The organism is gamma proteobacterium symbiont of Axiagastus rosmarus (assembly GCF_059730925.1).
The window spans coordinates 4,085,942-4,112,490 of record NZ_AP035925.1; the positions used below are offsets into that span (position 1 = coordinate 4,085,942).

Genomic DNA, 26,549 nt, shown 5'->3' on the forward strand with positions numbered 1-26,549 from the left:
GGTCACTCAGCGACGGCTCGCAAACCAGTCAGGCACGGTTTTCGCATCTTCGACCAGCACGCTCTCAATGCCCAGCGCGCGCGCCGCATCAACATTGGCCTGGTTGTCATCAAAGAATACCGCCTGATCGGCGGTGAAGCCTTCATGCTCCAGTACGTAGTGCCAGATGCGCGCTTCCGGTTTGCGCATGCCGATATCCTGCGACATATAGATGTGGTCGGCAGCCTGCTGCACTTCCGGATACTGCGTTGGCCAGAACTCGAAATGCAGCTGGTTGGTGTTAGACAGAATCACCACGCGCTCGCCGCTGGCGCGCAGCTGGTTCATGATCGCCAGCGTTTCCGGACGCACGCCGACAAACACCGCCTGCCAGCCAGCGGTGAACTGCGGATAGCTCAGGGCAATATCGAGCTGGTCACACAGCCGCGCGGCAAACTCGGGGTCGCTGATTTCGCCCCGCTCGTGCTGCTCGAAGGTCTCGTCCATGCGAAAACGGCTCTGCAGCGTGGCAAGCGGCACGCGTCCCAGATCGCTCCAGACGCCGAGTACCCGATTGAAATCGATATCAACAATCACATTGCCTAAATCAAAGATGTACAGCATGACACCTCTCCTCTACGTTCCCTGGATCATTCACTCTAGCGGTAAAAGGCAAGCCTGAACAGGTACGCTTAGGGGAAATCCGCATTCCGCAAGCGGGGTCTGATTTCGTGCGGGTCGCGCTGCCTCAGACGGCAGGCAAAAAAAAGCCCCGCGGGTGCGAGGCTTATTATCAGACGATTTCGCTTACTCTTTGCTGCCGCGAGACGCGCGTTTGCGATCGTTCTCGGTCAGGTGGCGTTTACGAATACGTACTGACTGCGGCGTCACTTCTACCAGTTCGTCATCATCGATGAACTCGATAGCCTGCTCCAGCGTCATTTTCTGCGGTGGTACCAGGGTGGTCGCTTCGTCAGTACCTGACGCACGCATGTTGGTCAGTTTCTTACCGGTCAGGCAGTTTACGGTCAGGTCGTTAGAACGGCTGTGAATACCGATGATCTGGCCTTCATACACTTCCGCACCGTGACCGAGGAACAGCTTACCGCGATCCTGCAGGCCGAACAGGGCGAAGGCAACCGCTTTACCCTGACCGTTGGAGATCAGCACGCCGTTCTGACGCTGGCCCACTTCGCCCGGACGCACGTCGTCGTAGTGGCTGAAGGTGGAGTACAGCAGACCGGTACCGGAAGTCATAGTCATGAATTCGTTACGGAAGCCGATCAGACCACGGCTTGGGATCACGTAGTCGAGACGTACGCGGCCTTTACCATCCGGATCCATGTTTTTCAGGTCGCCTTTACGCTCACCCATCGCCTGCATCACTGAACCCTGGTGGGTCTCTTCGATGTCGAGGGTAACGTTTTCGAATGGCTCCTGCTTGCGGCCTTCGAATTCACGGTAGATAACTTTCGGACGGGATACCGCCAGCTCGTAGCCTTCACGACGCATGTTCTCGATCAGAACTGACAGGTGCAGCTCACCACGACCGGATACGCGGAATGCATCAGCATCTTCGGTTTCTTCTACGCGCAGCGCTACGTTGTGCACCAGCTCTTTGTTCAGACGCTCAAGGATCTGACGCGACGTCACAAACTTACCTTCTTTACCACAGAACGGTGAGGTGTTGACGTTGAAGAACATGGTTACGGTTGGCTCATCCACGCTCAGCGCTGGCAGCGCTTCCACATTCTGCGTGTCGCAGATGGTGTCGGAGATGTTCAGCTCGCCCAGACCAGTAATAGCGATGATGTCGCCCGCTTCAGCCAGATCGGATTCAATACGCTCCAGACCCAGATGGCCCAGCACTTTACCGACTTTCGCGTTACGGGTTTTCCCTTCGCTGTCGATTACAGTAACCTGCTGGTTTGGCTTCACTTTACCGCGCTTGATGCGGCCGATACCGATTACGCCGAGGTAGTTGTTGTAGTCCAGCTGCGAGATCTGCATCTGCAGTGGGGCTTCAACTTCAACCTGCGGTGGAGAAACGTGGTCGACGATGGCCTGATACAGCGGGGTCATGTCGTCAGCCATGTCGGTGTGATCCAGACCGGCGATACCATTCAGCGCAGACGCATAAATGATCGGGAAATCGAGCTGCTCGTCAGTCGCGTCGAGGTTAACGAACAGGTCAAATACCTGGTCCACAACCCAGTCCGGACGCGCACCAGGACGGTCAACTTTGTTGATGACTACAATCGGCTTCAAACCGTGGGCAAAGGCTTTCTTGGTTACGAAGCGGGTTTGCGGCATAGGGCCATCCATCGCGTCTACAACCAGCAGCACCGAATCCACCATGGACATGACGCGCTCAACTTCACCACCGAAGTCGGCGTGTCCCGGGGTATCAACGATGTTGATACGGTAGTCGTTCCATTTGATGGCGGTGTTTTTCGCGAGGATGGTAATCCCACGCTCTTTCTCCAAATCGTTGGAGTCCATCACGCGCTCAGTCGCTTCGGTACGGGCATCAAAAGTACCGGACTGTTGCAGCAGTTTGTCAACCAGGGTGGTCTTACCATGGTCAACGTGCGCGATGATGGCGATGTTACGCAAATTTTCGATCACAGCTTTGCCTCAGGCATTATAGAAATAACGCGGTATTGTACACGGATTAAGCGAAAGACTGAACATGATCACAGTTTTCGCCGAAAGATTCTCGCAGTGCGCGTTTTTAGCACCAATTACGGTGCATTAAGCTGCACTTTGATGGCGCTTTGCACCATTTAAGTGCTTACCCCTAAACTGACGGCACTATTTTGGTGCATTCCATCCACGCTGGTGCAGCCGTCGTCTCACCGCAGGGCGCATTACAGCGCCATTTTCACCATTGTAATAAAGTTGGCACAGAATTCGCTTTATATCTTTTAAGCGAAAACGACAGTTGCACAACGGTTGAAGAGCTTGCCGAGATCTTGGTCAGGGGTGGTCAGTAGTCGTGACACATTCCCGGCAACAGAAGTTCTCTCACCACGACGACAAAATGACCATTTCCAGGAGAGTTGAGTATGTCCGCTGAACACGTTCTCTCGATGATGAACGAGCACGAAGTTAAGTTTGTTGACCTGCGTTTTACCGATACCAAAGGTAAAGAACAGCACGTTACTATCCCTGCTCACCAGGTTAACGCTGACTTCTTCGAAGAAGGCAAAATGTTCGATGGCTCTTCCATCGGCGGCTGGAAAGGCATTAACGAATCAGACATGGTGCTGATGCCGGATGCAACAACTGCCGTAATGGATCCGTTCTTCGAAGATCCGACGCTCATCATCCGCTGTGACATTCTCGAGCCAGGCACGCTGCAGGGCTACGATCGCGACCCGCGCTCCATTGCCAAGCGCGCAGAAGAGTTCCTGCGTTCTTCCGGCATCGCCGACACCGTACTGTTCGGACCTGAGCCAGAGTTCTTCCTGTTTGACGACATCCGTTTCGGCTCTTCAACTTCCGGCTCACACGTGGCTATCGACGACATCGAAGCAGCCTGGAACACCGGTAAAGAGTACGAAGGCGGTAACAAAGGTCACCGTCCAGGTCTGAAAGGCGGCTACTTCCCGGTGCCACCGGTTGACTCATCACAGGACATCCGTTCTGCCATGTGTCTGACCATGGAGCAGATGGGTCTGGTGGTAGAAGCGCATCACCACGAAGTGGCTACTGCTGGTCAGAACGAAGTGGCTACCCGCTTCAACACCATGACCAAGAAAGCTGACGAAATTCAGATCTACAAATATGTCGTGCACAACGTCGCGCACGCCTACGGCAAAACGGCTACCTTTATGCCGAAGCCAATGTTTGGCGACAACGGTTCCGGTATGCACTGCCACATGTCACTGTCTAAAGGCGGCGTAAACCTGTTCTCTGGCGACAAATACGGCGGCCTGTCTGAAACTGCCCTGTTCTACATCGGCGGTATCATCAAGCACGCAAAAGCCATCAACGCCCTGGCTAACCCGACCACCAACTCATACAAGCGTCTGGTCCCAGGCTACGAAGCACCGGTAATGCTGGCTTACTCAGCGCGTAACCGTTCTGCGTCTATCCGTATTCCGGTAGTGGCCAGCCCGAAAGCACGTCGTATCGAAGCGCGCTTCCCGGATCCAGCGGCTAACCCATACCTGGCGTTCACCGCACTGCTGATGGCCGGCCTCGACGGCGTGATCAACAAGATCCACCCTGGCGATGCGATGGACAAAAACCTGTACGACCTGCCGCCGGAAGAAGAAGCTGAGATTCCAAAAGTGGCCGGTTCGCTGGAAGAAGCGCTGAATGCACTGAATGAAGACCGCGAGTTCCTGACCCGTGGCGGCGTGTTCACCGACGACGCTATCGATGCTTACATCGAACTGCGTAAAGCCGACAACGACCGCGTTCGCATGACGCCGCACCCGGTTGAGTTCGAACTGTACTACAGCGTTTAATCCTTAAAAGATTCGCGCAGATGCACCGTAGCCGCCAACGCCGCGACGGTGCTAATCCTGGCGCTGAAGATTTTTTGTTGCCGTGGAAACTTTAGCCCATCTCCGGATGGGCTTTTTTCACCGCGAATTCATCGTTCGACGAATAGATTTGCGTCCCCAAAGGCTATAATGCACTAATTTAGTGCAGAGGAACGCTGTATGGCAACTGGCACGCTGCCCGACGCGGGGCAGATTCTCAACTCCCTGATCAACAGTATTTTGCTGGTCGATAACGATCTGGTTATCCACTACGCCAACCCGGCGGCCCAGCAATTACTGGCGCAAAGCTCACGAAAATTGTTCGGCACGCCCTTACCGGAACTTACCGGCTATTTTTCGCTGAACATTGAGGTAATGAGCGAGAGTTTAGGGGCAGGCCAGGGCTTTACCGATAGCGAAGTCACGTTAGTGGTGGATGGCCGCGCGCACATTATGTCGCTCACGGCACAGCGTCTACCCGACGGATTTATTCTGCTGGAAATGGCGCCGATGGATAATCAGCGTCGTCTCAGCCAGGAGCAAATTCAGCACGCCCAGCAGGTTGCCGCGCGCGATCTGGTACGCGGCCTGGCGCACGAAATTAAAAACCCGCTCGGCGGATTGCGCGGCGCGGCACAGCTGTTATCGCGCGCCCTGCCCGATCCGGCGCTGAATGAATATACCAAAGTGATTATTGAGCAGGCCGACCGGCTGCGTAACCTGGTCGACCGCCTGCTGGGTCCGCAGCAGCCCGGACTGCACGTGACCCAGAGCATCCATCAGGTGGCTGAACGTGTGGTTAACCTGGTGTCGATGGAGCTGCCGGAAAACGTCTCGCTGGTGCGTGATTATGACCCCAGCCTGCCGGAGCTGCCGCACGACCCGGACCAGATTGAGCAGGTGCTGCTCAACGTGGTGCGTAACGCGCTGCAGGCGCTGGGCGAAGCGGGCGGCACCATTGTCATCCGTACCCGTACCGCGTTTCAGCTGACGTTACACGGCACGCGTTACCGGCTGGTGGCGCGTATCGACATTGAAGATGATGGCCCGGGCATTCCGGCCCAGCTGCAGGATACGCTGTTCTATCCGATGGTCAGCGGACGCGAAGGCGGCACCGGTTTAGGTCTCTCTATCGCCCGCAGCCTGATCGATCAGCATTCGGGAAAAATTGAATTTAACAGTTGGCCAGGCCACACCGAATTCTCGGTTTACCTGCCTATTCGCCAGTGAGGTTTCTATGCAACGAGGGATAGTCTGGATCGTCGATGACGATAGCTCCATCCGCTGGGTGCTTGAACGTGCGCTCACTGGAGCCGGTTTAAGCTGCGCCACCTTTGACAGCGGCAACGAGGTGCTGGATGCGCTCTCGACCAAAACCCCGGACGTATTATTGTCGGATATTCGTATGCCAGGCATGGATGGTCTGGCGCTGCTGAAGCAGATCAAACAGCGTCATCCGATGCTGCCGGTCATCATTATGACCGCGCATTCGGACCTCGACGCGGCGGTCAGCGCTTATCAGCAGGGCGCGTTTGATTACCTGCCTAAGCCGTTTGATATTGATGAAGCGGTCGCGCTGGTAGAGCGTGCCATCAGTCACTATCAGGAGCAGCAGCAGCCGCGCAATCAGCCGGTAAGCGGCCCGACCACCGACATCATCGGCGAAGCGCCGGCGATGCAGGATGTCTTCCGCATCATCGGGCGCCTGTCGCGTTCGTCGATCAGCGTGCTGATCAACGGCGAGTCCGGTACCGGTAAAGAGCTGGTCGCGCATGCGCTGCATCGCCACAGCCCGCGCGCCAAATCCCCGTTTATCGCGCTGAATATGGCGGCGATCCCGAAGGATTTGATCGAATCGGAGCTGTTTGGCCACGAGAAAGGCGCGTTTACCGGCGCGAACCAGATTCGTCAGGGCCGCTTTGAGCAGGCCGACGGCGGCACGCTGTTTCTCGACGAAATCGGCGATATGCCGCTTGATGTACAGACGCGCCTGCTGCGCGTGCTGGCTGATGGCCAGTTCTATCGTGTTGGTGGCTATGCGCCGGTCAAAGTGGATGTGCGCATCATCGCCGCTACCCACCAGAATCTGGAGCTGCGCGTGCAGGAGGGCAAGTTCCGTGAGGACCTGTTCCATCGCCTCAACGTGATTCGCGTGCATCTGCCGCCGCTGCGTGAACGTCGCGAGGATATTCCGCGTCTGGCGCGGTACTTCCTGCAGGTCGCAGCGCGTGAGCTGGGCGTAGAAGCGAAAATTCTGCATCCGGAGACTGAAGCCGCGCTGACGCGACTGCACTGGTCGGGTAACGTGCGCCAGCTGGAGAACACCTGCCGCTGGCTGACGGTGATGGCCGCGGGCCAGGAAGTGCTGATTCAGGATCTGCCGCCGGAGCTGTTTGAGTCGAGTACGCCGGAAAATCCGGTGCAGTCGCTGCCGGACAGCTGGGCAACGCTGCTGGCGCAGTGGGCAGACCGCGCGCTGCGTTCCGGTCATCAAAACCTGCTGTCAGAAGCACAGCCGGAGATGGAGCGTACGCTGCTGACCACTGCGCTGCGTCATACGCAGGGCCACAAGCAGGAAGCGGCACGTTTACTGGGCTGGGGCCGCAATACGCTCACGCGTAAACTGAAAGAACTGGGCATGGAATAACGCGGAAAAGTGTAAAAGGGTTATTTATTGCACACTTTCTGCGCGTAACATCTGTACAGACCGGTGCCGTTCAGTATCATACGGGCGGCAATCGGGAGAGGCTAACATGTTGCAATCTGTCATCCAGCTGATCGCGCATAACGTGGCGGCAATCGGTAATGCTGTGACTCACTCACCGCAAACCGCGCTGGCCGCCGTGGTCTGCGCCATCAGCGTCAGTCTGTTCAGTTAACATAAAGGGAGCGCTGGCTCCCTTTATGCTTAAATTACCCGCGAAAATTGCTGCATGCGCGCTTTCTGCCGCAGATAGCGGTCAAAGCACATGCAGATGTTGCGAATCAGCAGACGGCCAATGCCGGTGACCTGCAGCCGGCGCTCACCGATCTCAAGCAAGCCGTCGGCCACCAGCGGCGCCAGCAGCGCTAAATCCTCAGCAAAATAGCGTTCAAACACCACTGGCCACCGGGCTTCGATGTCGGCAAAATCCAGCGCAAAGTTACAGATCAGCGCTTTAATCACATCCCGCCGCAGACAATCATCCTCGCTCAGGGTTAAACCGCGCCACAGCGCATGGCCCTGCGGCTCAACGCTGGCATACCAGGCTTTTAACTCTTTCTGATTCTGCGCATAGCTGTCGCCCAGCATGCTGATGGCCGAAACCCCCAGTCCGAGCAGTTCGGTTTCGCCCTGCGTGGTATAACCCTGGAAATTGCGATGCAGTACGCCGGCGCGCTGCGCCACCGCCAGTTCATCATCCGGTTTGGCAAAATGGTCCATGCCAATAAACTGGTATCCCGCATCGGTCAGCGTCGCGATGGTTTGCTGCAGGATTTGCAGCTTCTGCGCCGCCGTCGGCAGCTCCTCATCTTTGATTTTGCGCTGAGCGGCAAACAGCGCAGGCATGTGCGCATAGTTGAAGACGCTGAGGCGATCCGGATTGAGCGCAATCACCCGCTGCAGCGTAAAGGCAAAGCTCTCTGGCGTCTGCAGCGGCAGGCCGTAGATTAAATCCAGACTGACTGAGCGGAACCCCTGCGCGCGGGCACGCTGCACCAGGGCGAAAATGGTCTCTTCATCCTGAACGCGGTTGACCCGCTCCTGCACCGCCTTGTTGAAATCCTGCACGCCCATACTCAGGCGATTGAAGCCCTCTGCGCGCAGATGATCGATCATCTCCAGCTCAATTTCACGCGGATCGACTTCGATCGACATCTCCACATCGTCAGCGATGTCGAAATGGCTGCGCAGCAGCGCCACCAGCCGGCTGACCTGCTGCTGATTAAGGAAGGTGGGCGTGCCGCCGCCCCAGTGCAGCTGCGTAACGCGACGGCCGGCAAACAGCGGAGCGCGTTGACGAATTTCCTGCGCCAGTACCTCCAGATAGCGATCGGCCTTGTGCAGCTGGCGCGTCACGATTTTATTGCAGCCGCAGAAGTAACACAGACGATGGCAGAACGGGATATGCACATACAGCGACAGCGCGCGCTCGGGATAGCGCTCAACCGCGCGCTGAAAATCGCTCGCGCCAAAGCTTTCACTGAATTCCAGCGCGGTGGGATAGGAAGTGTAACGCGGACCGGCGTAATTGTATTTTTCGATGAGCCGCTGATCCCACTCAATCTGCTGCGATGACATGCTCACTCCTTACGGTGACGTCGTCTGAAGGCGGGTCGCGTGGCAGAAGAGGAGACGAAGCGCTGGGCGGAACGCCGCCGTAAGCGCGATTTCAGCCGCGACAGGCGGCGTAGTTTAAACAATAACCACAGCAGATAACATGTCAGCAGCAGCGCTAAAATTGATCCAGGCCAAAACATAGGTGAATACCTGTTTAGCGCGGCATGCGCAAAGCCGCATGCCGATCAAAAATGGCGGTTAGTGGCCCTTAAGCAGGCGCATCATATCCTCTTCTGCCTGCTCGTCTTCTGCGTCGTCGTCCAGCGCAATGCCCAGCGTTTCCATCAGCTCGTCAATGCGATCCAGCGTCTCATCCAGCCACGCCTGATCTTCTGCGCTCAGGGTTTCGCCGCTCTCAAGGCGATCGAGCAGCGTGTCGAGACGCTCATCGTTCTCCAGCTTGGCCAGCTCTTCCTGCGGCGTCAGGCGCACTTTTTCGGCTTTGGGTTTTGGCTTCGCCACTTTCTTTTCGGGCAGGGTTTTGCCGTCCGCCACCAGCGCGACTGGCTTTTTGCTGCCCACGCGCGGATCGGCGCTCTTTTTGCTGTGCCCTTTACCGGCGCTTTGCGTTTCCGGGTTGGCGCGGCTGCCGGATTTGTGGCCGCTGTGCTTTTTATCGCGCTTGCGATCGCGGGCTTCCTGGTTCAGTTCTTCACGCGATTTGCGTTTCGCTTTAGCAGCAGGTTTGCCACGCTGGGCTGGTGCAGGTTGCTTCATGTATTCGGTCTCGGCGATGCCTGGTGAGTTCAGTATAGAATTGCGGCGAAATCTAGCAGAAAGATGACAAAGAAAAAAGGCGATAGCCTGTGCTATCGCCTTATTTCGCACCTTCATACGAAGGAAACACGCGTCAAATCCTTTACGGCTCACAACGTCCCGGTTGCTCCATCGCCACATCGCTCCTGCGAGTAATCCCTGTCCCTGTCCGATTCCTGCCTGAATCGCTCTCCTGCCATGCTCGCGGTCATCCCCGACGCTCCTGAGCTCATCATCCTGATGGGTGCTGCCGTGCACTGACAACAAATGTAGACCAAACAGTAAATTGAACAAGTGAGACTTGTCTCTAATTTAGAGCGGTCTTTTTCATGCTTAACATAATACATTGAAAATAAACAATATTATAAAGAATGAATGTTGCATGAATCCGTCATCACTGGTAGCAGTTAGCGGCGATCTCTTACAAAATGGCGCGTTAAGACGCCTGTCGGGCACTTTTGCGCCATAACAGGTATAATCAGCGCCATTGCCCGATCATTCTGCTGGAGTTTTACATTGTCTGCTTTGAACTATCACGTCACCCATTTCATGCTCAGCGCGCCGGATATTCGTCATCTACCGGCGGATACGGGCATTGAAGTTGCCTTTGCCGGGCGCTCAAATGCAGGCAAATCCAGCGCGCTGAATACCCTGACCAACCAGAAAAGCCTGGCGCGTACCAGTAAAACACCAGGCCGCACGCAGCTGATTAACCTGTTTGAAGTGGTGGAAGGCAAACGCCTGGTGGATTTACCGGGTTACGGTTATGCGGAAGTCCCGGAAGAGATGAAGCGTAAATGGCAGCGCGCGCTGGGTGAATATTTGCAGAAACGTCAGGCCCTGAAAGGACTGGTGGTACTGATGGATATCCGCCATCCGCTTAAAGATCTCGATCAGCAAATGGTTGAGTGGGCGGTGCAGAGCGGTATCCCGGTTATGATTCTGCTGACTAAAGCCGACAAGCTGGCTTCCGGTGCCCGTAAAGCGCAGCTGAACATGGTGCGTGAGGCATCGCTGGCATTTATGGGCGATGTCCAGGTCGAGATGTTCTCATCGCTGAAAAAACTGGGCGTCGATAAGCTGCGTCAGAAACTTGATACCTGGTTTAGCGAGCTGACTCCGGCGCAGGAAGGCGACGGTGAAGCGCTGTCAGAGTAGCGCCTGAGCGGACCTTTGCGTCCGCTTTTTTTCAGAAAAAGCCCAATAAAAAACGCCCCAGTCATAAATGACTGGGGCGGCTAATATTCAGCCAAATCCGATTACGTGAAGTAAAAGGTCTGAAAGATAGAACATCTTACCTCTGTACCCTACGCGATGAACTTTACCCGATTTTTTCTGACCAACAAAGGGTTTTTTGTTGTTAAGTTTCAGAATTCGACATCTTTTTTACCAGCTTCGTCACATTTTCGCGCAGGGCATGTAGTTTAATTACCAAAAAAATGCTTAGCCGATAAGCAGTTACTTAACCTGTATTTTACCGGCAGTTTTGATGACCGGCTGAACCGATTAAGTAAACTTTTTTCTTATGACGTTACCCGCCGCCTGCATCTGCGGCGGGCAGCGGGCCCTTAGTGCGCCTGATCCCAGTTATCACCCGTTCCCACTTCAACCTGCAGCGGTACATCCAGCTTCATGCTGTTCTCCATCAGTTCGCGGATCGTCTGGCTGGCACCTGCGACGGCATCTTTGTGGATCTCAAATACCAGTTCATCGTGTACCTGCATGATCATTTTCACCTCGTCACTGTTCTGCTGCAGCAGCCAGCCGTCAACGGCGATCATGGCACGTTTGATGATGTCCGCCGCGGTGCCCTGCATCGGTGCGTTGATCGCTGCTCGTTCGGCGGCTTTACGGCGAATAGCATTGCTGGAGTTGATGTCCGGCAGCCACAGACGACGACCATCCAGCGTCTCGACGTATCCCTTATCCGCGGCTTGCGCGCGCGTCGCTTCCATATAACGCAGCACGCCCGGATAGCGCTCAAAGTAGAGATCCATGTACTTCTTCGCTTCGCCGGCACCAATGTTCAGCTGACGCGACAAACCAAATGCGCTCATGCCATAAATCAGTCCGAAGTTAATCGCTTTCGCACTGCGGCGCTGCTCACCGGAAACCTTGCTCAGCGCCACACCAAACACTTCGGACGCCGTGGCGCGGTGGATATCCTCACCCTGCGCAAACGCATCCAGCAGGCCTTTGTCCTGCGACAGGTGCGCCATAATTCGCAGCTCAATCTGCGAATAGTCGGCAGCCACGATGCGCTTATCCGCGCCCGCAATAAACGCCTGACGGATGCGCCGTCCTTCTTCGTTGCGCACCGGAATGTTTTGCAGGTTCGGGTCGGTCGAGGAGAGTCGTCCGGTGGCCGTCACCGCCTGGTGATAAGAGGTGTGTACCCGGCCGGTGATCGGATTGATCATCTGCGGCAGCTTATCGGTGTAAGTGGATTTCAGCTTCGACAGGCCGCGATGCTCAAGAATCACTTTCGGCAGCGGATAGTCGAGCGCCAGCTCAGCCAGCACTTCTTCACTGGTCGATGGCGCGCCGCCCGGCGTTTTCTTCGTCGGCTTAATCCCCTGCTTCTCAAACAGAATGGTTTGCAGCTGTTTGGTGGAAGAGAGGTTGAAAGGCTCGCCGGCCAGCTCATGCGCCTTCTGCTCCAGCTCGGCCAGACGCGTGGTCAGCTCCTGCGAATGTTTCGCGAGGATGTTCTGATCGATCAGCACACCGTTGCGCTCTACGCGGGAAATGACCGTCACCAGCGGCATCTCAATCGCCTCGAATACCTGCTTTGGACCAGCTTCCTGCTCCAGCTTCGGCCACATTTGCAGGTGCAGCTGCAGCGTGACGTCAGCGTCTTCTGCCGCATAGTGCGCCGCCTGCTCAAGCGCGATCTGATTGAAGGTGAGCTGATTTTTACCTTTACCGGCGATTTCTTCGAAAGTGACGGTTTTGTGGTTAAGCCAGCGGGCCGCCAGGCTGTCCATGTCATGCTTGCCGCCGACGCTGTTCAGGCAGTAAGACTCCAGCATGGTGTCGAATTTGATGCCGTTCAGCTCAATATCGTAATTTTTCAGTACGCCACGATCGTACTTCAGGTTCTGCCCGACCTTCGCTGCTTTACTGTCCTCCAGCAGCGGTTTCAGCTGCTTCAGCACCGCGGCGCGATCCAGCTGCGGTGGCGCGTCAAGATAGTCATGCGCCACCGGCAGGTAAGCGGCCTCGCCCGGTGCCACGGCGAAGGCAATGCCGACAATATTGGCGCTCAGGGTATCCAGCGAATCGGTTTCCAGGTCAAAAGCAAACACGTCGGCGCTTTGCAGTTTTTTCAGCCAGTCGGCAAAGGTCGCCTCGTCGAGGATGGTGACATAGCCGTCGGATGACAGCACGCTGACCGTTTCCGCTGCGGCCACGACGGGTTCATCCGGCAGCGATTTCTGCGCCTGGCTATTACTCTTTTTACCCTGCAGCCATTTTCCTTCCTGCAGATCGGCTAGCCAGCGTTTGAACTCATAGCGGCTGAACAGCGTCTGCAATGCTTCAACATCAGGCTCGTTAACCGTCAGTTGCTCGCAGGCCAGCTCCAGTTCCACATCGGTTTTGATGGTCGCCAGCTGGTAGGAGAGAAACGCCACATCGCGATTCTGCTCCAGCTTCGCCGCCATGGTTTTTGCTCCACGGAAGGAGAGCCCGGCCACTTTATCAAGGTTGTCGTAGATGGATTGCATGCCGCCCAGCCCCTGCAGCAGCGCCTGTGCGGTTTTCTCGCCCACGCCCGGAACGCCCGGGATGTTGTCCGAGCTGTCGCCCATCATGGCGAGGAAATCGATAATCAGCGAAGGCGGCACACCGTATTTCTGCTCGACTTCTTCCGGACCGAGCACGGTGTTAGTCATGGTGTTAATCAGGGTAATGCCCGGCGTCACCAGCTGCGCCATATCTTTATCGCCGGTGCTGATCAGCACCGCACGCCCCTGCTTTTCCGCTTCCAGCGCCAGCGTGCCAATCACGTCATCGGCTTCCACGCCGGACACCGCCAGCAGCGGCAGCCCCATGGCTTTTACCATCTCATGCAGCGGCGCGATTTGCGCGCGTAAATCGTCCGGCATCGGTGGACGATGCGATTTGTAATTTTCAAACAGCTCATCGCGGAACGTTTTGCCTTTGGCATCGAAGACCACAGCCACATGGCTGGGTTGATACTGCATCAGCAGGCTTTTCAGCATGTTGAGCACACCATACATGGCGCCGGTTGGCTCACCCGCACTGTTGGTCAGCGGCGGAAAGGCATGATATGCACGGTAGAGGTAGGAAGAGCCATCTACCAGAATCAGGGGATTTTCTGCAATTTGCGCCATAGGTTTGTATTTTCTTCGTTGCGATAATCAGGGTTATAAGGATGCCACAACCAGCGAACAATGTTGAAGTAACAGCAGAAAGTGAGGATCTTTTTCGCGGTTACGCGGCGCGGATCGCAAGGATCATCTTGTGGATAACTTTGTGCGTAAAATTCATAACGTATTGTTATTTACGTTAATTGCAATCATTTTACGATTAAAATGTTTTTACAATCAGTCAGTTATAATCTTGCCGTGATACGAAACACCTTTTTAAAAAGGCGATCGTCTATGTGGATATTAAGCGAAAGGGTAATCAAAAAACGCTGGCGGTAAGGGATGTATGGCTTCGTGAATTAAGGATGTGGTGTGGGTTGGTTTCACTGTAGCGGCGGGTGATAACCGCGCCGCTACAGCATAAGCCATCGCGTTTTCAGCGCTTAATTACTTTTTCTCAACCAGGAATTTCACGACGTTGGCATAATCCGCCACGAAGTTATCCATTGAGCTGGTGTCCAGGCCGCCGTTGTTAACCATGTATTTGCCGTCAACGAAAATCGCCGGTACGCCCTGCAGATTAACATCCGAAGCCGCTTTCTGCTGCTGTGCAACCAGCGCCTTCACGGCGAAGCTGTTCCACGCTGCATCGTAATCTTCAGAGGTAATACCCGCTGCTTTAATAAAGGTTTCTTTCAGGCTGGCTGCGTCGGTAATGGTCTGGGTCTTCTGGATGCCATCGAAAATCGGTGCGGTCACTTTATCTTCCACACCCAGCGCCATTGCCACTGCCCACGCATGCGTGACCACCGGACCGAAGTCGCCGCCGAGGAAATCAACGTGATATTTGGTCACTTTGGTATCCGCTGGCAGATTCTTTCTCACCGCATCGCTGACGTGGTAAATGCGTTCAAACTGGTAGCAGTGCGGGCAGAAGAAGGAGAAGAATTCCATAACCTGCGGCTCACCGGCGACCGGTTTTGGCAGCGTAACGTACTGTTTGCCGTCGTTGAACTGTGCCGCTGAGGCGCTAAATGCCAGCATCAAACCTACCAGCGCAAACCAAATCTTTTTCATCGTGAGAACATCTCCTGAGTACTTCATTAAAATTGCGGGCTAAGCTGTAACGGCGGTTCGTGTAACAGCCTTTCCTGCTCGATAAATAGTGCAATCTGCCGGCGCCAGAAGTCCTCATCGGTCATCCAGGGGAAGGCGCGCGGAAAAGCGGGATCCTGCCAGCGGCGTACCACCCAGGCCAGATAATAAACCATGCGCATGGCGCGTAAAGACTCAATCAGTGTCAATTCGTGTAAATCGAAATCACCGAATTCGTTATACGCTTCCAGCAAAATATCCCACTGGATCAATTGCTCCTGACGGCTGCCGTTCACCAGCATCCACAAATCCTGCACAGCCGGACCGGTGCGCGCGTCATCGAGATCGACAAACATCGGCCCATCGCACCACAGAATATTGCCGGGATGGCAGTCACCGTGCAGCCGGAGCGGTTGCCACTGGCTGTGCCAGCTCTGCTGCAGCGTGGCGCTGAGTTTATCTAACGCATTCAGTAGCGCATCCTTCAGCGAGGCGGGCACCAGCGCGCTCTGTTCCAGCTGCAGACGTGGCTCAACCACATACTCCTGCAGGCCCAGAGTGGGCCGCTGGCGGAACGGGCTGTGGCGTCCGGTTTGATGGATACGGCCAAGGAAACGTCCCACCCATTCCATCTGCTCTTCATTGTCAGTTTCATACTGCCGGCCACCGAGGCTGGGAAACACCGCGAACATAAAGCCAGCGTGCTGATTGAGCGTATTGCCCTGCAGCGCCAGCGGCGCGGCAACCGGCACTTCATCGTCCAGCAGATCCTGAGCAAAGCGATGCTCTTCAGCGATCTGCGCGGCGCTCCAGCGTTGCGGACGATAGAACTTAGCGACATAGCGTCGCTTATCCTCATCGCTGAACTGATAGACGCGGTTTTCGTAGCTGTTCAGGGCGGTTAAGCCGGACTCGACCCGCAGACCGGCATCCCAGAGCGCATCGAGGATGACGTCGGGATTCAGCGTCTGAAAATTAAAAGCGGCTTCGCTCATCATTGTGCCTGTGTGTTACCTGTGCGTTGAACGCGCAAGGATAACACTACTCATCATCCTTGATCACACCGCGCGCACGTAATAGCGCGCTTTTGAAGTCCACTTCATAATCTTTCTTCAGACCCGGAATCACAGCCTGACTACCGGCATCACGCATTTTGAGATGGTAAATCAATACGTCATCGCTTAATTCACTTAATGGGCCACTGAAACCTGATTCCTGCGCCAGTTTTTGTAAAAATGCCAGCAGGTTGAGATCGGGTTCTTGCTGCCAGGCAGGCTGCAGCAGTTCGAGCAGTTCATTGAGTCGGTGATATTTCATCATTGATTCCTTTGCGCAGGTGGTTCGCTACCGCGAGTTAAGTATCGTCCAGAATAAACAGGGAGACGAAGATGACCGCATTTACCGGTGTGATCCTCGCAGGCGGGCAAGGCAGCCGTATGGGAGGTCAGGATAAGGGCTTGCTGCCATTACAGGGCAAACCGCTTTATCAGCACGTTCTGCAGCGTTTACAGCCGCAGGTCAATATTGTGTTGATTAGCGCCAACCGTAACATTGATCGTTATCAGGCAAGTGGCTGTCAGGTGATTCGTGATTCGCTGCCTGATTATCCCGGTCCGCTGGCAGGCATGCTCAGCGGCCTGCGGCACAGCCAGACCGAATGGGTGGCGTTTTGCGCCTGCGATACGCCGTGGCTACCGCAGGATTTTGTTGCACGGCTGTGGCAGCAGCGTGGTGCAGCCGCCGCCGTGTGGGTGACATCGGGTCAGCGTGATCATCCGGCGCTGGCCCTGGTGCATCGTGCGCTGGCCGATGATCTGGAAGCGTGGCTGCTGCGCGGAGAACGTCGTCTGATGCAGTTCATGCGAGAACATGGCGGACACGGCGTACTGTTTGATGATGATGAAGCCGCCTTCCGCAATATCAATACGCCTGACGATTTGGTTAATGAGGAAAGTGCGTGATGAGTGTGCCGTTACTGGCGGTGGTGGGCTGGAGTGGCACCGGCAAAACCACCCTGTTACAACAGGTGATTCCGCTACTGAGAGCGCAGGGCATTCGCCCCGGGCTGATCAAGCATACCCATCATCAGATGGACATCGATACGCCGGGAAAAGACAGTTATCTGCTGCGCAAAGCGGGAGCCGATCAGGTGATCGTCGCCAGCGAACAACGCTGGGCGTTAATGTGCGAAACGCCGCAGCAGCCGCTTAGTTTAGCGGAGCTGGCAGGCCGTATGGACGCTACATCGCTGGATCTGGTGCTGGTCGAGGGGTTTAAACAGGAACCCGTACCCAGGATGGTGCTATGGCGGCGCGGCGTTAAGGGGGAAATTGATGAATTGCTGGACGACTGGGTGATTGCCGTAGCGACGGATGAAGCGTTAGCGCTTCAGGTACCGGTGCTGGATATCAATCAGCCTGAGCAGGTTGCAGAGTATATTGTTCAATGGCTAAAAAACCGTTAATCACACGGTGTTCGGCGGGAAATTTGCCGAAGTACGGACGTAAAAAAGCCCCGGACTCTCGTCCGGGGCTTTTTTACTTATTTGATGCCTGGCAGTTCCCTACTCTCGCATGGGGAGGCCCCACACTACCATCGGCGCTACGGCGTTTCACTTCTGAGTTCGGCATGGGGTCAGGTGGGACCACCGCGCTGTTGCCGCCAGGCAAATTCTGGTGCACGAAACGAATCTTTTTCACTGATGCCGCGTTGGCCGCCCTCGCAAAGTCAGTCACATACTTCTGTATGCTCCTTCCTTTCCTTCGCTTGCCGCCTCGCCTCAGCGCAAAATCTTTCGTTTCCGCTAATTTTTCCGTCACAAGCTGAAAATTCTTTCGGTCTCTCAGACCAAAACGCCTCTGGCGTTGTAAGGTTAAGCCTCACGGGTCATTAGTACCGGTTAGCTCAACGCATCGCTGCGCTTACACACCCGGCCTATCAACGTCGTCGTCTTCAACGTCCCTTCAGGACCCTTAAAGGGTCAGGGAGAACTCATCTCGGGGCAAGTTTCGTGCTTAGATGCTTTCAGCACTTATCTCTTCCGCACTTAGCTACCGGGCAGTGCCATTGGCATGACAACCCGAACACCAGCGGTGCGTTCACTCCGGTCCTCTCGTACTAGGAGCAACCCCCCTCAATTCTCCAGCGCCCACGGCAGATAGGGACCGAACTGTCTCACGACGTTCTAAACCCAGCTCGCGTACCACTTTAAACGGCGAACAGCCGTACCCTTGGGACCTACTTCAGCCCCAGGATGTGATGAGCCGACATCGAGGTGCCAAACACCGCCGTCGATATGAACTCTTGGGCGGTATCAGCCTGTTATCCCCGGAGTACCTTTTATCCGTTGAGCGATGGCCCTTCCATTCAGAACCACCGGATCACTATGACCTGCTTTCGCACCTGCTCGAGCCGTCACTCTCGCAGTCAAGCTGGCTTATGCCATTGCACTAACCTCCTGATGTCCGACCAGGATTAGCCAACCTTCGTGCTCCTCCGTTACGCTTTGGGAGGAGACCGCCCCAGTCAAACTACCCACCAGACACTGTCCGCAGCCCGGATCACGGGCCTACGTTAGAACATCAAACATTAAAGGGTGGTATTTCAAGGATGGCTCCACGCAGACTGGCGTCCGCGCTTCAAAGCCTCCCACCTATCCTACACATCAAGGCTCAATGTTCAGTGTCAAGCTATAGTAAAGGTTCACGGGGTCTTTCCGTCTTGCCGCGGGTACACTGCATCTTCACAGCGATTTCAATTTCACTGAGTCTCGGGTGGAGACAGCCTGGCCATCATTACGCCATTCGTGCAGGTCGGAACTTACCCGACAAGGAATTTCGCTACCTTAGGACCGTTATAGTTACGGCCGCCGTTTACCGGGGCTTCGATCAAGAGCTTCTCCTTGCGGATAACCCCATCAATTAACCTTCCGGCACCGGGCAGGCGTCACACCGTATACGTCCACTTTCGTGTTTGCACAGTGCTGTGTTTTTAATAAACAGTTGCAGCCAGCTGGTATCTTCGACTGGCCTCGGCTCCGGGAGCAAGTCCCCTCACCTACGCGCCAGCGTGCCTTCTCCCGAAGTTACGGCACCATTTTGCCTAGTTCCTTCACCCGAGTTCTCTCAAGCGCCTTGGTATTCTCTACCTGACCACCTGTGTCGGTTTGGGGTACGATTTCGTGTTACCTGGAGCTTAGAGGCTTTTCCTGGAAGCAGGGCATCAGTTACTTCACCGCCGTGGCGGCTCGTCATCACGCCTCAGTGTTAAAGAAGACCGGATTTGCCTGGTCTTCACACCTGCACGCTTAAACCGGGACAACCGTCGCCCGGATAACCTAGCCTTCTCCGTCCCCCCTTCGCAGTAACACCAAGTACAGGAATATTAACCTGTTTCCCATCGACTACGCTTTTCAGCCTCGCCTTAGGGGTCGACTCACCCTGCCCCGATTAACGTTGGACAGGAACCCTTGGTCTTCCGGCGAGCGGGCTTTTCACCCGCTTTATCGTTACTTATGTCAGCATTCGCACTTCTGATACCTCCAGCATGCCTCACAGCACACCTTCAGCGGCTTACAGAACGCTCCCCTACCCAACAACACATAGTGTCGCTGCCGCAGCTTCGGTGCATGGTTTAGCCCCGTTACATCTTCCGCGCAGGCCGACTCGACCAGTGAGCTATTACGCTTTCTTTAAATGATGGCTGCTTCTAAGCCAACATCCTGGCTGTCTGTGCCTTCCCACATCGTTTCCCACTTAACCATGACTTTGGGACCTTAGCTGGCGGTCTGGGTTGTTTCCCTCTTCACGACGGACGTTAGCACCCGCCGTGTGTCTCCCGTGATAACATTCTCCGGTATTCGCAGTTTGCATCGGGTTGGTAAGCCGGGATGGCCCCCTAGCCGAAACAGTGCTCTACCCCCGGAGATGAGTTCACGAGGCGCTACCTAAATAGCTTTCGGGGAGAACCAGCTATCTCCCGGTTTGATTGGCCTTTCACCCCCAGCCACAAGTCATCCGCTAATTTTTCAACATTAGTCGGTTCGGTCCTCCAGTTAGTGTTACCCAACCTTCAACCTGCCCATGGCTAGATCACCGGGTTTCGGGTCTATACCCTGCAACTTAACGCCCCGTTAAGACTCGGTTTCCCTTCGGCTCCCCTATGCGGTTAACCTTGCTACAGAATATAAGTCGCTGACCCATTATACAAAAGGTACGCAGTCACCTAACAGGTAGGCTCCCACTGCTTGTACGTACACGGTTTCAGGTTCTGTTTCACTCCCCTCGCCGGGGTTCTTTTCGCCTTTCCCTCACGGTACTGGTTCACTATCGGTCAGTCAGGAGTATTTAGCCTTGGAGGATGGTCCCCCCATATTCAGACAGGATACCACGTGTCCCGCCCTACTCGTCGGACTCACAACCTGTGCATCTTCGTGTACGGGGCTGTCACCCGGTATCGCGCGACTTTCCAGACGCTTCCACTGATGCACAAGCTGATTCAGGTCCTGGGCTACTCCCCGTTCGCTCGCCGCTACTGGGGGAATCTCGGTTGATTTCTTTTCCTCGGGGTACTTAGATGTTTCAGTTCCCCCGGTTCGCCTCGTTAACCTATGTATTCAGTTAACGATAATGCACAAGTGCATTGGGTTTCCCCATTCGGACATCGACGGCTGTAGCGGTTCATATCACCTTACCGTCGCTTTTCGCAGATTAGCACGTCCTTCATCGCCTCTGACTGCCAGGGCATCCACCGTGTACGCTTAGTCGCTTAACCTCACAACCCACAGGCGTTTTGCAACGCTGCGGACTGCAAGCATTTGAGAGACCCGAACGCATCGTAAATTTCATTCTTATTACGGAGAATGAACGCGACGCGTCGTTTCAAATTTTCAGCTTGTTCCGGATTGTTAAAGAGCAATATCTCAAACACGACGTTACCGTCAGTTTTGAGATATTCTGTGGAGACACCTTTCACCTGTCACCAAGCAGTGGCGTCCCCTAGGGGATTCGAACCCCTGTTGCCGCCGTGAAAGGGCGGAGTCCTAACCGCTAGACGAAGGGGACACAAAGTGTCACGACTTCGCAGCCGTCCTGCTCGTTACTTTTCTATCAGACAATCTGTGTGAGCACTTCGCGGGAAAGTATCTTCAGGTAAGGAGGTGATCCAACCGCAGGTTCCCCTACGGTTACCTTGTTACGACTTCACCCCAGTCATGAATCACAAAGTGGTAAGCGCCCTCCCGAAGGTTAAGCTACCTACTTCTTTTGCAACCCACTCCCATGGTGTGACGGGCGGTGTGTACAAGGCCCGGGAACGTATTCACCGTAGCATTCTGATCTACGATTACTAGCGATTCCGACTTCATGGAGTCGAGTTGCAGACTCCAATCCGGACTACGACGCACTTTATGAGGTCCGCTTGCTCTCGCGAGGTCGCTTCTCTTTGTATGCGCCATTGTAGCACGTGTGTAGCCCTGGCCGTAAGGGCCATGATGACTTGACGTCATCCCCACCTTCCTCCGGTTTATCACCGGCAGTCTCCTTTGAGTTCCCGGCCGAGCCGCTGGCAACAAAGGATAAGGGTTGCGCTCGTTGCGGGACTTAACCCAACATTTCACAACACGAGCTGACGACAGCCATGCAGCACCTGTCTCAGAGTTCCCGAAGGCACCAAAGCATCTCTGCTAAGTTCTCTGGATGTCAAGGCCAGGTAAGGTTCTTCGCGTTGCATCGAATTAAACCACATGCTCCACCGCTTGTGCGGGCCCCCGTCAATTCATTTGAGTTTTAACCTTGCGGCCGTACTCCCCAGGCGGTCGACTTAACGCGTTAGCTCCGGAAGCCACGCCTCAAGGGCACAACCTCCAAGTCGACATCGTTTACGGCGTGGACTACCAGGGTATCTAATCCTGTTTGCTCCCCACGCTTTCGCACCTGAGCGTCAGTCTTCGTCCAGGGGGCCGCCTTCGCCACCGGTATTCCTCCAGATCTCTACGCATTTCACCGCTACACCTGGAATTCTACCCCCCTCTACGAGACTCAAGCCTGCCAGTTTCAAATGCAGTTCCCAGGTTAAGCCCGGGGATTTCACATCTGACTTAACAGACCGCCTGCGTGCGCTTTACGCCCAGTAATTCCGATTAACGCTTGCACCCTCCGTATTACCGCGGCTGCTGGCACGGAGTTAGCCGGTGCTTCTTCTGCGGGTAACGTCAATCGGCGAGGTTATTAACCTCACCGCCTTCCTCCCCGCTGAAAGTACTTTACAACCCGAAGGCCTTCTTCATACACGCGGCATGGCTGCATCAGGCTTGCGCCCATTGTGCAATATTCCCCACTGCTGCCTCCCGTAGGAGTCTGGACCGTGTCTCAGTTCCAGTGTGGCTGGTCATCCTCTCAGACCAGCTAGGGATCGTCGCCTAGGTGAGCCATTACCCCACCTACTAGCTAATCCCATCTGGGCACATCCGATGGTGTGAGGCCCGAAGGTCCCCCACTTTGGTCTTGCGACGTTATGCGGTATTAGCTACCGTTTCCAGTAGTTATCCCCCTCCATCGGGCAGTTTCCCAGACATTACTCACCCGTCCGCCACTCGCCACCCAAAGAGCAAGCTCTTCTGTGCTGCCGTTCGACTTGCATGTGTTAGGCCTGCCGCCAGCGTTCAATCTGAGCCATGATCAAACTCTTCAATTTAAGTTTGATTTGCTGCAACCAGTGCAGCGATGCTCTGTGAATTAAACTTCGTAATGAATTACGTGTTCACTCAGCAAAGACTTGATATTTTTTAAAGCCCGTAGGCTTGTGATATCAATCCTGCGAGTGCCCACACAGATTGTCTGATAAATTGTTAAAGAGCGGTGCGACACGGCGTTCGGCCTGCTGTCGCGAGGTGGCGTATATTACGCTTTCCTCCTTCAGAGTCAAACACTTTTTTCAGCGTTTTTCTCCGGCGGGGTGAATCACTTCACGCCCTGCTGAGCCGCCTGCGTTGCCGCTTTGCCGTCTCAGTGGTGGCGCATTATAGTTAATCTGAAGTGACAAGCATTTCCTGAAAAAAATTGACTGAAAGCTACTTTTTTATACGAACGCGGTAAAAACAGACATTTCCCGTCTAATAATCAGGCAAATCAGCTCTCACAGCGGCACAAATCAGCGCCATCATCGCAGCGACCGATGCTATCCTGTTTAACTTACGCTCTTTGCTGACCGATTTTCTTCAAGAAGGATTTTCAATGATTCGCTCCGCGCGCAGTATGGCCGGCCTGCCCTGGATCGCCGCCATGGCGTTTTTTATGCAGGCTCTCGACGCCACCATCCTGAATACCGCGCTTCCCGCCATTGCCACCAGCCTTGAACGTTCCCCACTCGCCATGCAGTCCGCCGTCATCAGTTATACGCTCACGGTCGCGATGTTGATTCCGGTCAGCGGCTGGCTGGCCGATCGCTTTGGCACGCGTAAGGTGTTTATTGTGGCGGTTTCCCTGTTCACGCTTGGCTCACTGGCCTGTGCGCTGTCCGGATCGCTGAGCATGCTGGTGGTTTCGCGCGTGGTGCAAGGCGTTGGCGGAGCAATGATGATGCCGGTAGCGCGTCTGGCGCTGCTGCGCGCCTATCCGCGCAGCGAACTGCTGCCGGTGCTCAACTTTGTCACCATGCCCGGCCTGGTCGGACCGATTCTTGGCCCTATGCTCGGTGGTCTGCTGGTCACCTACGCCAGCTGGCACTGGATCTTCCTGATTAATATTCCTATCGGCATCGCCGGCATCTTCTATGCGCGCAAATATATGCCAGACTTCACCACGCCAAAACGCCGCTTCGATTTCGGCGGTTTTATGCTGTTTGGTTTTGGTCTGGTGCTGATCTCCATCGGTATTGAGCTGTTTGGCGAGCGTATCGTATCGCCGTGGCAGGCAGTGCTGGTGCTGGTCAGCGGCGTGGTATTGCTGCTGCTCTATATTATGCATGCGCGCCGCCATCCGGCTCCGCTGATTAGTCTGCCGATGTTTAAGACACGCACGTTCTCCGTCGGGATTATCGGTAATATTGCCGCGCGTCTCGGTACCGGCTGTATTCCGTTCCTGATGCCGCTGATGTTACAGGTAGGATTTGGCTATCCGGCGATCATCGCCGGCTGCATGATGGGGCCCACGGCGATTGGCTCGCTGCTGGCTAAATCCACCGTGACTCAGGTGCTGCGCCGCTTTGGCTATCGTAAAACGCTGGTGGGCATTACGGTTATCATCGGCGTGCTGGTCGCCAGCTTCGCGCTGCAGTCGCCGGACGGAAGCATCATCATGCTGCTGGTGGCGCTGTTTGTACTGGGCATGGCGATGTCGACCCAGTTTACCGCCATGAATACCATCACACTGGCGGATTTGAATGATGAGAACGCCAGCGGCGGCAATAGCGTGCTGGCGGTAACGCAGCAGGTGTCGATCAGTTTTGGCGTGGCGGTCAGCGCCGCCGTGCTGCGCTTTTACCAGGATTTTGAGAGCACCACGGTGCAGCAGTTCCACGCCACCTTCTTTACCATGGGCGTGATTACCGTGCTGTCGGCGCTGGCGTTTCTGATGTTACGGCCGGGGGATGGCCGTAACCTGATCGCCAACCGCGAGAAAACGCGTAAAAGCAGTTAAACCGAACCGCGCTCCACCAGCTCCGGCGTCAGCACCAGCGTTTGCTGGCTGGCGTCGGGATCGCTCATACGATGAATCAGCGTATCAATGGCCAGCTCGCCCAGCTCATCTTTCGGCTGATGAATGGTACTGAGCGGCGGCGTCAGATAGCGCGCCAGCTCAATGTTGTCATAGCCCATCACCGCCATATCCTGCGGCACGCGCAGTCCCGCCTGATACAGGGCGTGATAGACGCCTACCGCCATCGCATCGTTGCTGGTAAACACCGCCTGCGGTGGCGGATCGAGCGCCAGCAGCTGATTCATGGCGTTGAAACCGCCCTGAAATTCGAAATCGCCGTCCACCACATAGCCCGGCGGCACCGCCAGCCCACTGGCTGCCATCGCCTGATGAAAACCGTCCAGACGCAGGCGCGCCGGGGTTTTATCCAGCGGCCCGGCAATACAGGCGATGCGGGTGTAACCGCGATCAATCAGATACTGCGTAGCCAGTTCGCCGCCCAGCAGCGCGTTATCCTGAATAATATCGCCGCGCCCTTCAAACGGCGCCCAGTCCATCATCACCATCGGCACCGAAGGATAGCGATTAAGGATTTCGGCGGAGGGCAGATGGGTTTCCGTGCACATCATCAGCAGGCCATCCACGCGCTTCTGCATCAGCGTTTCAAGGCTGCGATTCATGCGCTCTTCATCGCCTTCGGTATTGCACAGAATCAGGCTGTAGCCGCGTTCATAGCAGCTGTTCTCTACACCGCGCACCACTTCCGAGTAGAACGGGTTGCTGCTGGCGGTCAGTAACATACCAATGGTGCGCGTTTGCTTGATCTTCAGGCTGCGCGCCAGCGCCGACGGCGCGTAGTTTAATTCGCGAATCGCCTGTTCCACTCTATCGCGCACCTGTTCGCTAACAAAACGGTTGTTGTTGATAACGTGCGAAACGGTGGAGGTGGAGACGCCCGCCAGACGGGCGACATCTTTCATGGTAGCCAAGCGCTTAACCCTGTTGCTGCAGGAATGCGTCAATCTCAGTGCGCCATGGCACTGAGGGCTGTGCGCCCGGGCGCGTCACGGCAATGGCTGCCGCCGCATGGGCAAAACGGACCGCATCCTGCATCGCCACGCCTTCCAGCCGCGCGGTAATGAAGGCCCCGTTGAAGGTATCACCGGCAGCGATGGTATCCACCGCCTGCACGCTGAAGCCGGGAATACGTTGTCCCTGGCCCTGCTCGCTGAGCCATACGCCGCGCCGGCCCAGCGTAATCAATACGGTATCGATGCCTTTGGCGTGCAGCGCCTGGGCTGCCCGCGCCGCGTCGTCGTCGTCGTTGACGGCGATGCCGGTGAGGATTTCCGCTTCGGTTTCATTCGGCGTAATAATGTCGATCAGCGCCAGCAGCTCATCAGAGAGCTGGGTCGCCGGCGCCGGATTAAGGATCACCTGGGTGTGGCTGGCGCGCGCGATGCGGGCCGCGGCCAGCACGCTGTCCAGCGGCGACTCCAGCTGCATCAGCAGCGCATCGGCCGAACGAATTACCTGCTGGTGGCGCTCCACACAGGCTGGCGTCAGCGCCGCGTTCGCGCCTGAGTAGATGCCAATGTTATTTTCGCCTTCGCCATTCACGAAGATCATCGCCACGCCGGTGGCTTCCTGCGCCACGGTTTCCACCGGAGCGGTATCAATCTGGTCCTGCTGCAGCTGCTGGCGAATACGTTCGCCGATGTCATCTGCACCCACGCAGGCAATAAAAGCAATGTCAGCGCCGGCACGGCCAGCCGCGACGGCCTGGTTGGCCCCTTTACCGCCAAAGGCAACCTGATACTGTTTCCCGATCACCGTTTCACCCGGACGGGGAAAATGGGCGAGGTTGAGGATGTGGTCGGCGTTGATGCTGCCGAGTACCGCCAGTTTTGCGCTTTTGCTCATAGGGAGTTAT

Annotated in this window: 19 protein-coding genes, 1 tRNA gene and 3 rRNA genes; 8 read left to right on the top strand and 15 right to left on the bottom strand. The window is 55.6% G+C overall.

Going from position 1 to position 26,549, the window contains the following annotated elements; all coding sequences use genetic code 11:
• Positions 1 to 6 precede the first annotated feature (6 nt).
• Both yihX and typA read right to left on the bottom strand, forming a co-directional pair.
• Positions 7 to 603 (bottom strand): glucose-1-phosphatase, encoded by a 597-nt coding sequence (gene yihX, locus AC6I8F_RS19255; RefSeq protein ID WP_021507115.1) that lies wholly within the window; start codon positions 601 to 603, stop codon positions 7 to 9.
• Between the two features lie 183 nt (positions 604 to 786).
• Entirely contained in the window at positions 787 to 2,607 is a 1,821-nt protein-coding gene (typA, locus tag AC6I8F_RS19260; protein ID WP_058771001.1) for a ribosome-dependent GTPase TypA, read from the bottom strand.
• Between the two features lie 440 nt (positions 2,608 to 3,047).
• Between typA and glnA the strand changes: the two genes are divergently transcribed.
• The 4 genes from glnA to AC6I8F_RS19280 all read left to right on the top strand — a co-directional run bounded on the left by glnA (position 3,048) and on the right by AC6I8F_RS19280 (position 7,354).
• Entirely contained in the window at positions 3,048 to 4,457 is a 1,410-nt protein-coding gene (gene glnA, locus AC6I8F_RS19265; RefSeq protein ID WP_031279641.1) for a glutamate--ammonia ligase, read from the top strand.
• Positions 4,458 to 4,655: 198 nt separating this feature from the next.
• A complete protein-coding gene (gene glnL / locus AC6I8F_RS19270) occupies positions 4,656 to 5,705 on the top strand; it encodes a nitrogen regulation protein NR(II) (protein ID WP_021507118.1) in 1,050 nt (349 codons plus the stop codon).
• A 7-nt stretch (positions 5,706 to 5,712) separates the two neighbouring features.
• The gene (gene glnG / locus AC6I8F_RS19275) at positions 5,713 to 7,122 is read left to right on the top strand and encodes a nitrogen regulation protein NR(I) (RefSeq protein WP_031279642.1); all 1,410 of its coding nucleotides are present in this window, start codon (positions 5,713 to 5,715) and stop codon (positions 7,120 to 7,122) included.
• A gap of 106 nt (positions 7,123 to 7,228) precedes the next feature.
• Complete coding sequence (locus tag AC6I8F_RS19280; RefSeq protein WP_021507120.1) at positions 7,229 to 7,354, top strand: YshB family small membrane protein; 126 nt, start codon at positions 7,229 to 7,231, stop codon at positions 7,352 to 7,354.
• A gap of 29 nt (positions 7,355 to 7,383) precedes the next feature.
• On the opposite strand, the gene hemN is transcribed toward AC6I8F_RS19280, so the two are convergent.
• The gene (hemN, locus tag AC6I8F_RS19285) at positions 7,384 to 8,757 is read right to left on the bottom strand and encodes an oxygen-independent coproporphyrinogen III oxidase (protein ID WP_498028365.1); all 1,374 of its coding nucleotides are present in this window, start codon (positions 8,755 to 8,757) and stop codon (positions 7,384 to 7,386) included.
• Positions 8,758 to 8,994: 237 nt separating this feature from the next.
• Positions 8,995 to 9,513 carry a Der GTPase-activating protein YihI gene (yihI, locus tag AC6I8F_RS19290; RefSeq protein ID WP_058770999.1) on the bottom strand — a complete coding sequence of 173 codons (519 nt, stop codon included), beginning with the start codon at positions 9,511 to 9,513 and terminating at the stop codon, positions 8,995 to 8,997.
• 555 nt (positions 9,514 to 10,068) lie between these two features.
• Between yihI and yihA the strand changes: the two genes are divergently transcribed.
• Entirely contained in the window at positions 10,069 to 10,710 is a 642-nt protein-coding gene (yihA, locus tag AC6I8F_RS19295; protein WP_031279643.1) for a ribosome biogenesis GTP-binding protein YihA/YsxC, read from the top strand.
• A gap of 87 nt (positions 10,711 to 10,797) precedes the next feature.
• Here yihA and spfP read toward each other — a convergent pair whose 3' ends face one another.
• The 5 genes from spfP to AC6I8F_RS19320 form a co-directional block, all read right to left on the bottom strand.
• Positions 10,798 to 10,845 (bottom strand): small protein SpfP, encoded by a 48-nt coding sequence (gene spfP, locus AC6I8F_RS19300; RefSeq protein ID WP_071892919.1) that lies wholly within the window; start codon positions 10,843 to 10,845, stop codon positions 10,798 to 10,800.
• A gap of 275 nt (positions 10,846 to 11,120) precedes the next feature.
• Positions 11,121 to 13,910, bottom strand: coding sequence for a DNA polymerase I (gene polA / locus AC6I8F_RS19305; protein WP_059011683.1), 2,790 nt, complete (start codon positions 13,908 to 13,910; stop codon positions 11,121 to 11,123).
• 423 nt (positions 13,911 to 14,333) lie between these two features.
• A complete protein-coding gene (dsbA, locus tag AC6I8F_RS19310) occupies positions 14,334 to 14,963 on the bottom strand; it encodes a thiol:disulfide interchange protein DsbA (protein WP_498028366.1) in 630 nt (209 codons plus the stop codon).
• Positions 14,964 to 14,989: 26 nt separating this feature from the next.
• Positions 14,990 to 15,976 (bottom strand): serine/threonine protein kinase, encoded by a 987-nt coding sequence (locus AC6I8F_RS19315; protein WP_241798956.1) that lies wholly within the window; start codon positions 15,974 to 15,976, stop codon positions 14,990 to 14,992.
• 46 nt (positions 15,977 to 16,022) lie between these two features.
• Positions 16,023 to 16,298: a YihD family protein gene (locus tag AC6I8F_RS19320; RefSeq protein ID WP_021313943.1), complete on the bottom strand. Its 276-nt coding sequence runs from the start codon at positions 16,296 to 16,298 to the stop codon at positions 16,023 to 16,025.
• Between the two features lie 71 nt (positions 16,299 to 16,369).
• Here AC6I8F_RS19320 and mobA point away from each other — a divergent pair, with 71 nt between their 5' ends.
• Both mobA and mobB read left to right on the top strand, forming a co-directional pair.
• Complete coding sequence (mobA, locus tag AC6I8F_RS19325; protein ID WP_021507127.1) at positions 16,370 to 16,942, top strand: molybdenum cofactor guanylyltransferase MobA; 573 nt, start codon at positions 16,370 to 16,372, stop codon at positions 16,940 to 16,942.
• Positions 16,942 to 17,445: a molybdopterin-guanine dinucleotide biosynthesis protein MobB gene (gene mobB / locus AC6I8F_RS19330; RefSeq protein WP_498028367.1), complete on the top strand. Its 504-nt coding sequence runs from the start codon at positions 16,942 to 16,944 to the stop codon at positions 17,443 to 17,445. Before mobA ends, mobB begins: the two co-directional genes overlap by 1 nt.
• Positions 17,446 to 17,531: 86 nt before the next feature.
• On the opposite strand, the gene rrf is transcribed toward mobB, so the two are convergent.
• The 4 genes from rrf to AC6I8F_RS19350 all read right to left on the bottom strand — a co-directional run bounded on the left by rrf (position 17,532) and on the right by AC6I8F_RS19350 (position 22,673).
• A 5S ribosomal RNA gene (gene rrf / locus AC6I8F_RS19335) occupies positions 17,532 to 17,647 on the bottom strand.
• A 202-nt stretch (positions 17,648 to 17,849) separates the two neighbouring features.
• A 23S ribosomal RNA gene (locus AC6I8F_RS19340) occupies positions 17,850 to 20,753 on the bottom strand.
• Positions 20,754 to 20,968: 215 nt separating this feature from the next.
• Positions 20,969 to 21,043 (bottom strand) — tRNA-Glu (locus AC6I8F_RS19345).
• An 88-nt stretch (positions 21,044 to 21,131) separates the two neighbouring features.
• Positions 21,132 to 22,673, bottom strand: a 16S ribosomal RNA gene (locus AC6I8F_RS19350).
• The 16S, 23S and 5S rRNA genes sit together here with 1 tRNA gene alongside, the layout of an rRNA operon.
• A gap of 539 nt (positions 22,674 to 23,212) precedes the next feature.
• On the opposite strand from AC6I8F_RS19350, the gene mdtD reads away from it, so the two are divergent.
• Positions 23,213 to 24,616, top strand: a complete 1,404-nt coding sequence (gene mdtD / locus AC6I8F_RS19355; RefSeq protein WP_021508168.1) for a multidrug transporter subunit MdtD — start codon at positions 23,213 to 23,215, stop codon at positions 24,614 to 24,616.
• On the opposite strand, the gene rbsR is transcribed toward mdtD, so the two are convergent.
• Positions 24,613 to 25,605: a ribose operon transcriptional repressor RbsR gene (gene rbsR, locus AC6I8F_RS19360; RefSeq protein ID WP_371815525.1), complete on the bottom strand. Its 993-nt coding sequence runs from the start codon at positions 25,603 to 25,605 to the stop codon at positions 24,613 to 24,615. The two genes, mdtD and rbsR, sit on opposite strands and share 4 nt — an antisense overlap.
• Positions 25,606 to 25,609: 4 nt before the next feature.
• On the bottom strand, positions 25,610 to 26,539 hold the full coding sequence (gene rbsK, locus AC6I8F_RS19365; protein ID WP_058770712.1) for a ribokinase: 930 nt from the start codon (positions 26,537 to 26,539) through the stop codon (positions 25,610 to 25,612).
• Positions 26,540 to 26,549: the final 10 nt, after the last annotated feature.

Coding starts and splice junctions, on each gene's coding strand:
- yihX (WP_021507115.1), bottom strand. CDS start 603: ATGCTGTACATCTTTGATTTAGGCAATGTGATTGTTGATATCGATTTC.
- glnA (WP_031279641.1), top strand. CDS start 3,048: ATGTCCGCTGAACACGTTCTCTCGATGATGAACGAGCACGAAGTTAAG.
- glnL (WP_021507118.1), top strand. CDS start 4,656: ATGGCAACTGGCACGCTGCCCGACGCGGGGCAGATTCTCAACTCCCTG.
- glnG (WP_031279642.1), top strand. CDS start 5,713: ATGCAACGAGGGATAGTCTGGATCGTCGATGACGATAGCTCCATCCGC.
- AC6I8F_RS19280 (WP_021507120.1), top strand. CDS start 7,229: ATGTTGCAATCTGTCATCCAGCTGATCGCGCATAACGTGGCGGCAATC.
- hemN (WP_498028365.1), bottom strand. CDS start 8,757: ATGTCATCGCAGCAGATTGAGTGGGATCAGCGGCTCATCGAAAAATAC.
- yihI (WP_058770999.1), bottom strand. CDS start 9,513: ATGAAGCAACCTGCACCAGCCCAGCGTGGCAAACCTGCTGCTAAAGCG.
- polA (WP_059011683.1), bottom strand. CDS start 13,910: ATGGCGCAAATTGCAGAAAATCCCCTGATTCTGGTAGATGGCTCTTCC.
- dsbA (WP_498028366.1), bottom strand. CDS start 14,963: ATGAAAAAGATTTGGTTTGCGCTGGTAGGTTTGATGCTGGCATTTAGC.
- AC6I8F_RS19315 (WP_241798956.1), bottom strand. CDS start 15,976: ATGAGCGAAGCCGCTTTTAATTTTCAGACGCTGAATCCCGACGTCATC.
- AC6I8F_RS19320 (WP_021313943.1), bottom strand. CDS start 16,298: ATGAAATATCACCGACTCAATGAACTGCTCGAACTGCTGCAGCCTGCC.
- mobA (WP_021507127.1), top strand. CDS start 16,370: ATGACCGCATTTACCGGTGTGATCCTCGCAGGCGGGCAAGGCAGCCGT.
- mobB (WP_498028367.1), top strand. CDS start 16,942: ATGAGTGTGCCGTTACTGGCGGTGGTGGGCTGGAGTGGCACCGGCAAA.
- mdtD (WP_021508168.1), top strand. CDS start 23,213: ATGATTCGCTCCGCGCGCAGTATGGCCGGCCTGCCCTGGATCGCCGCC.
- rbsK (WP_058770712.1), bottom strand. CDS start 26,539: ATGAGCAAAAGCGCAAAACTGGCGGTACTCGGCAGCATCAACGCCGAC.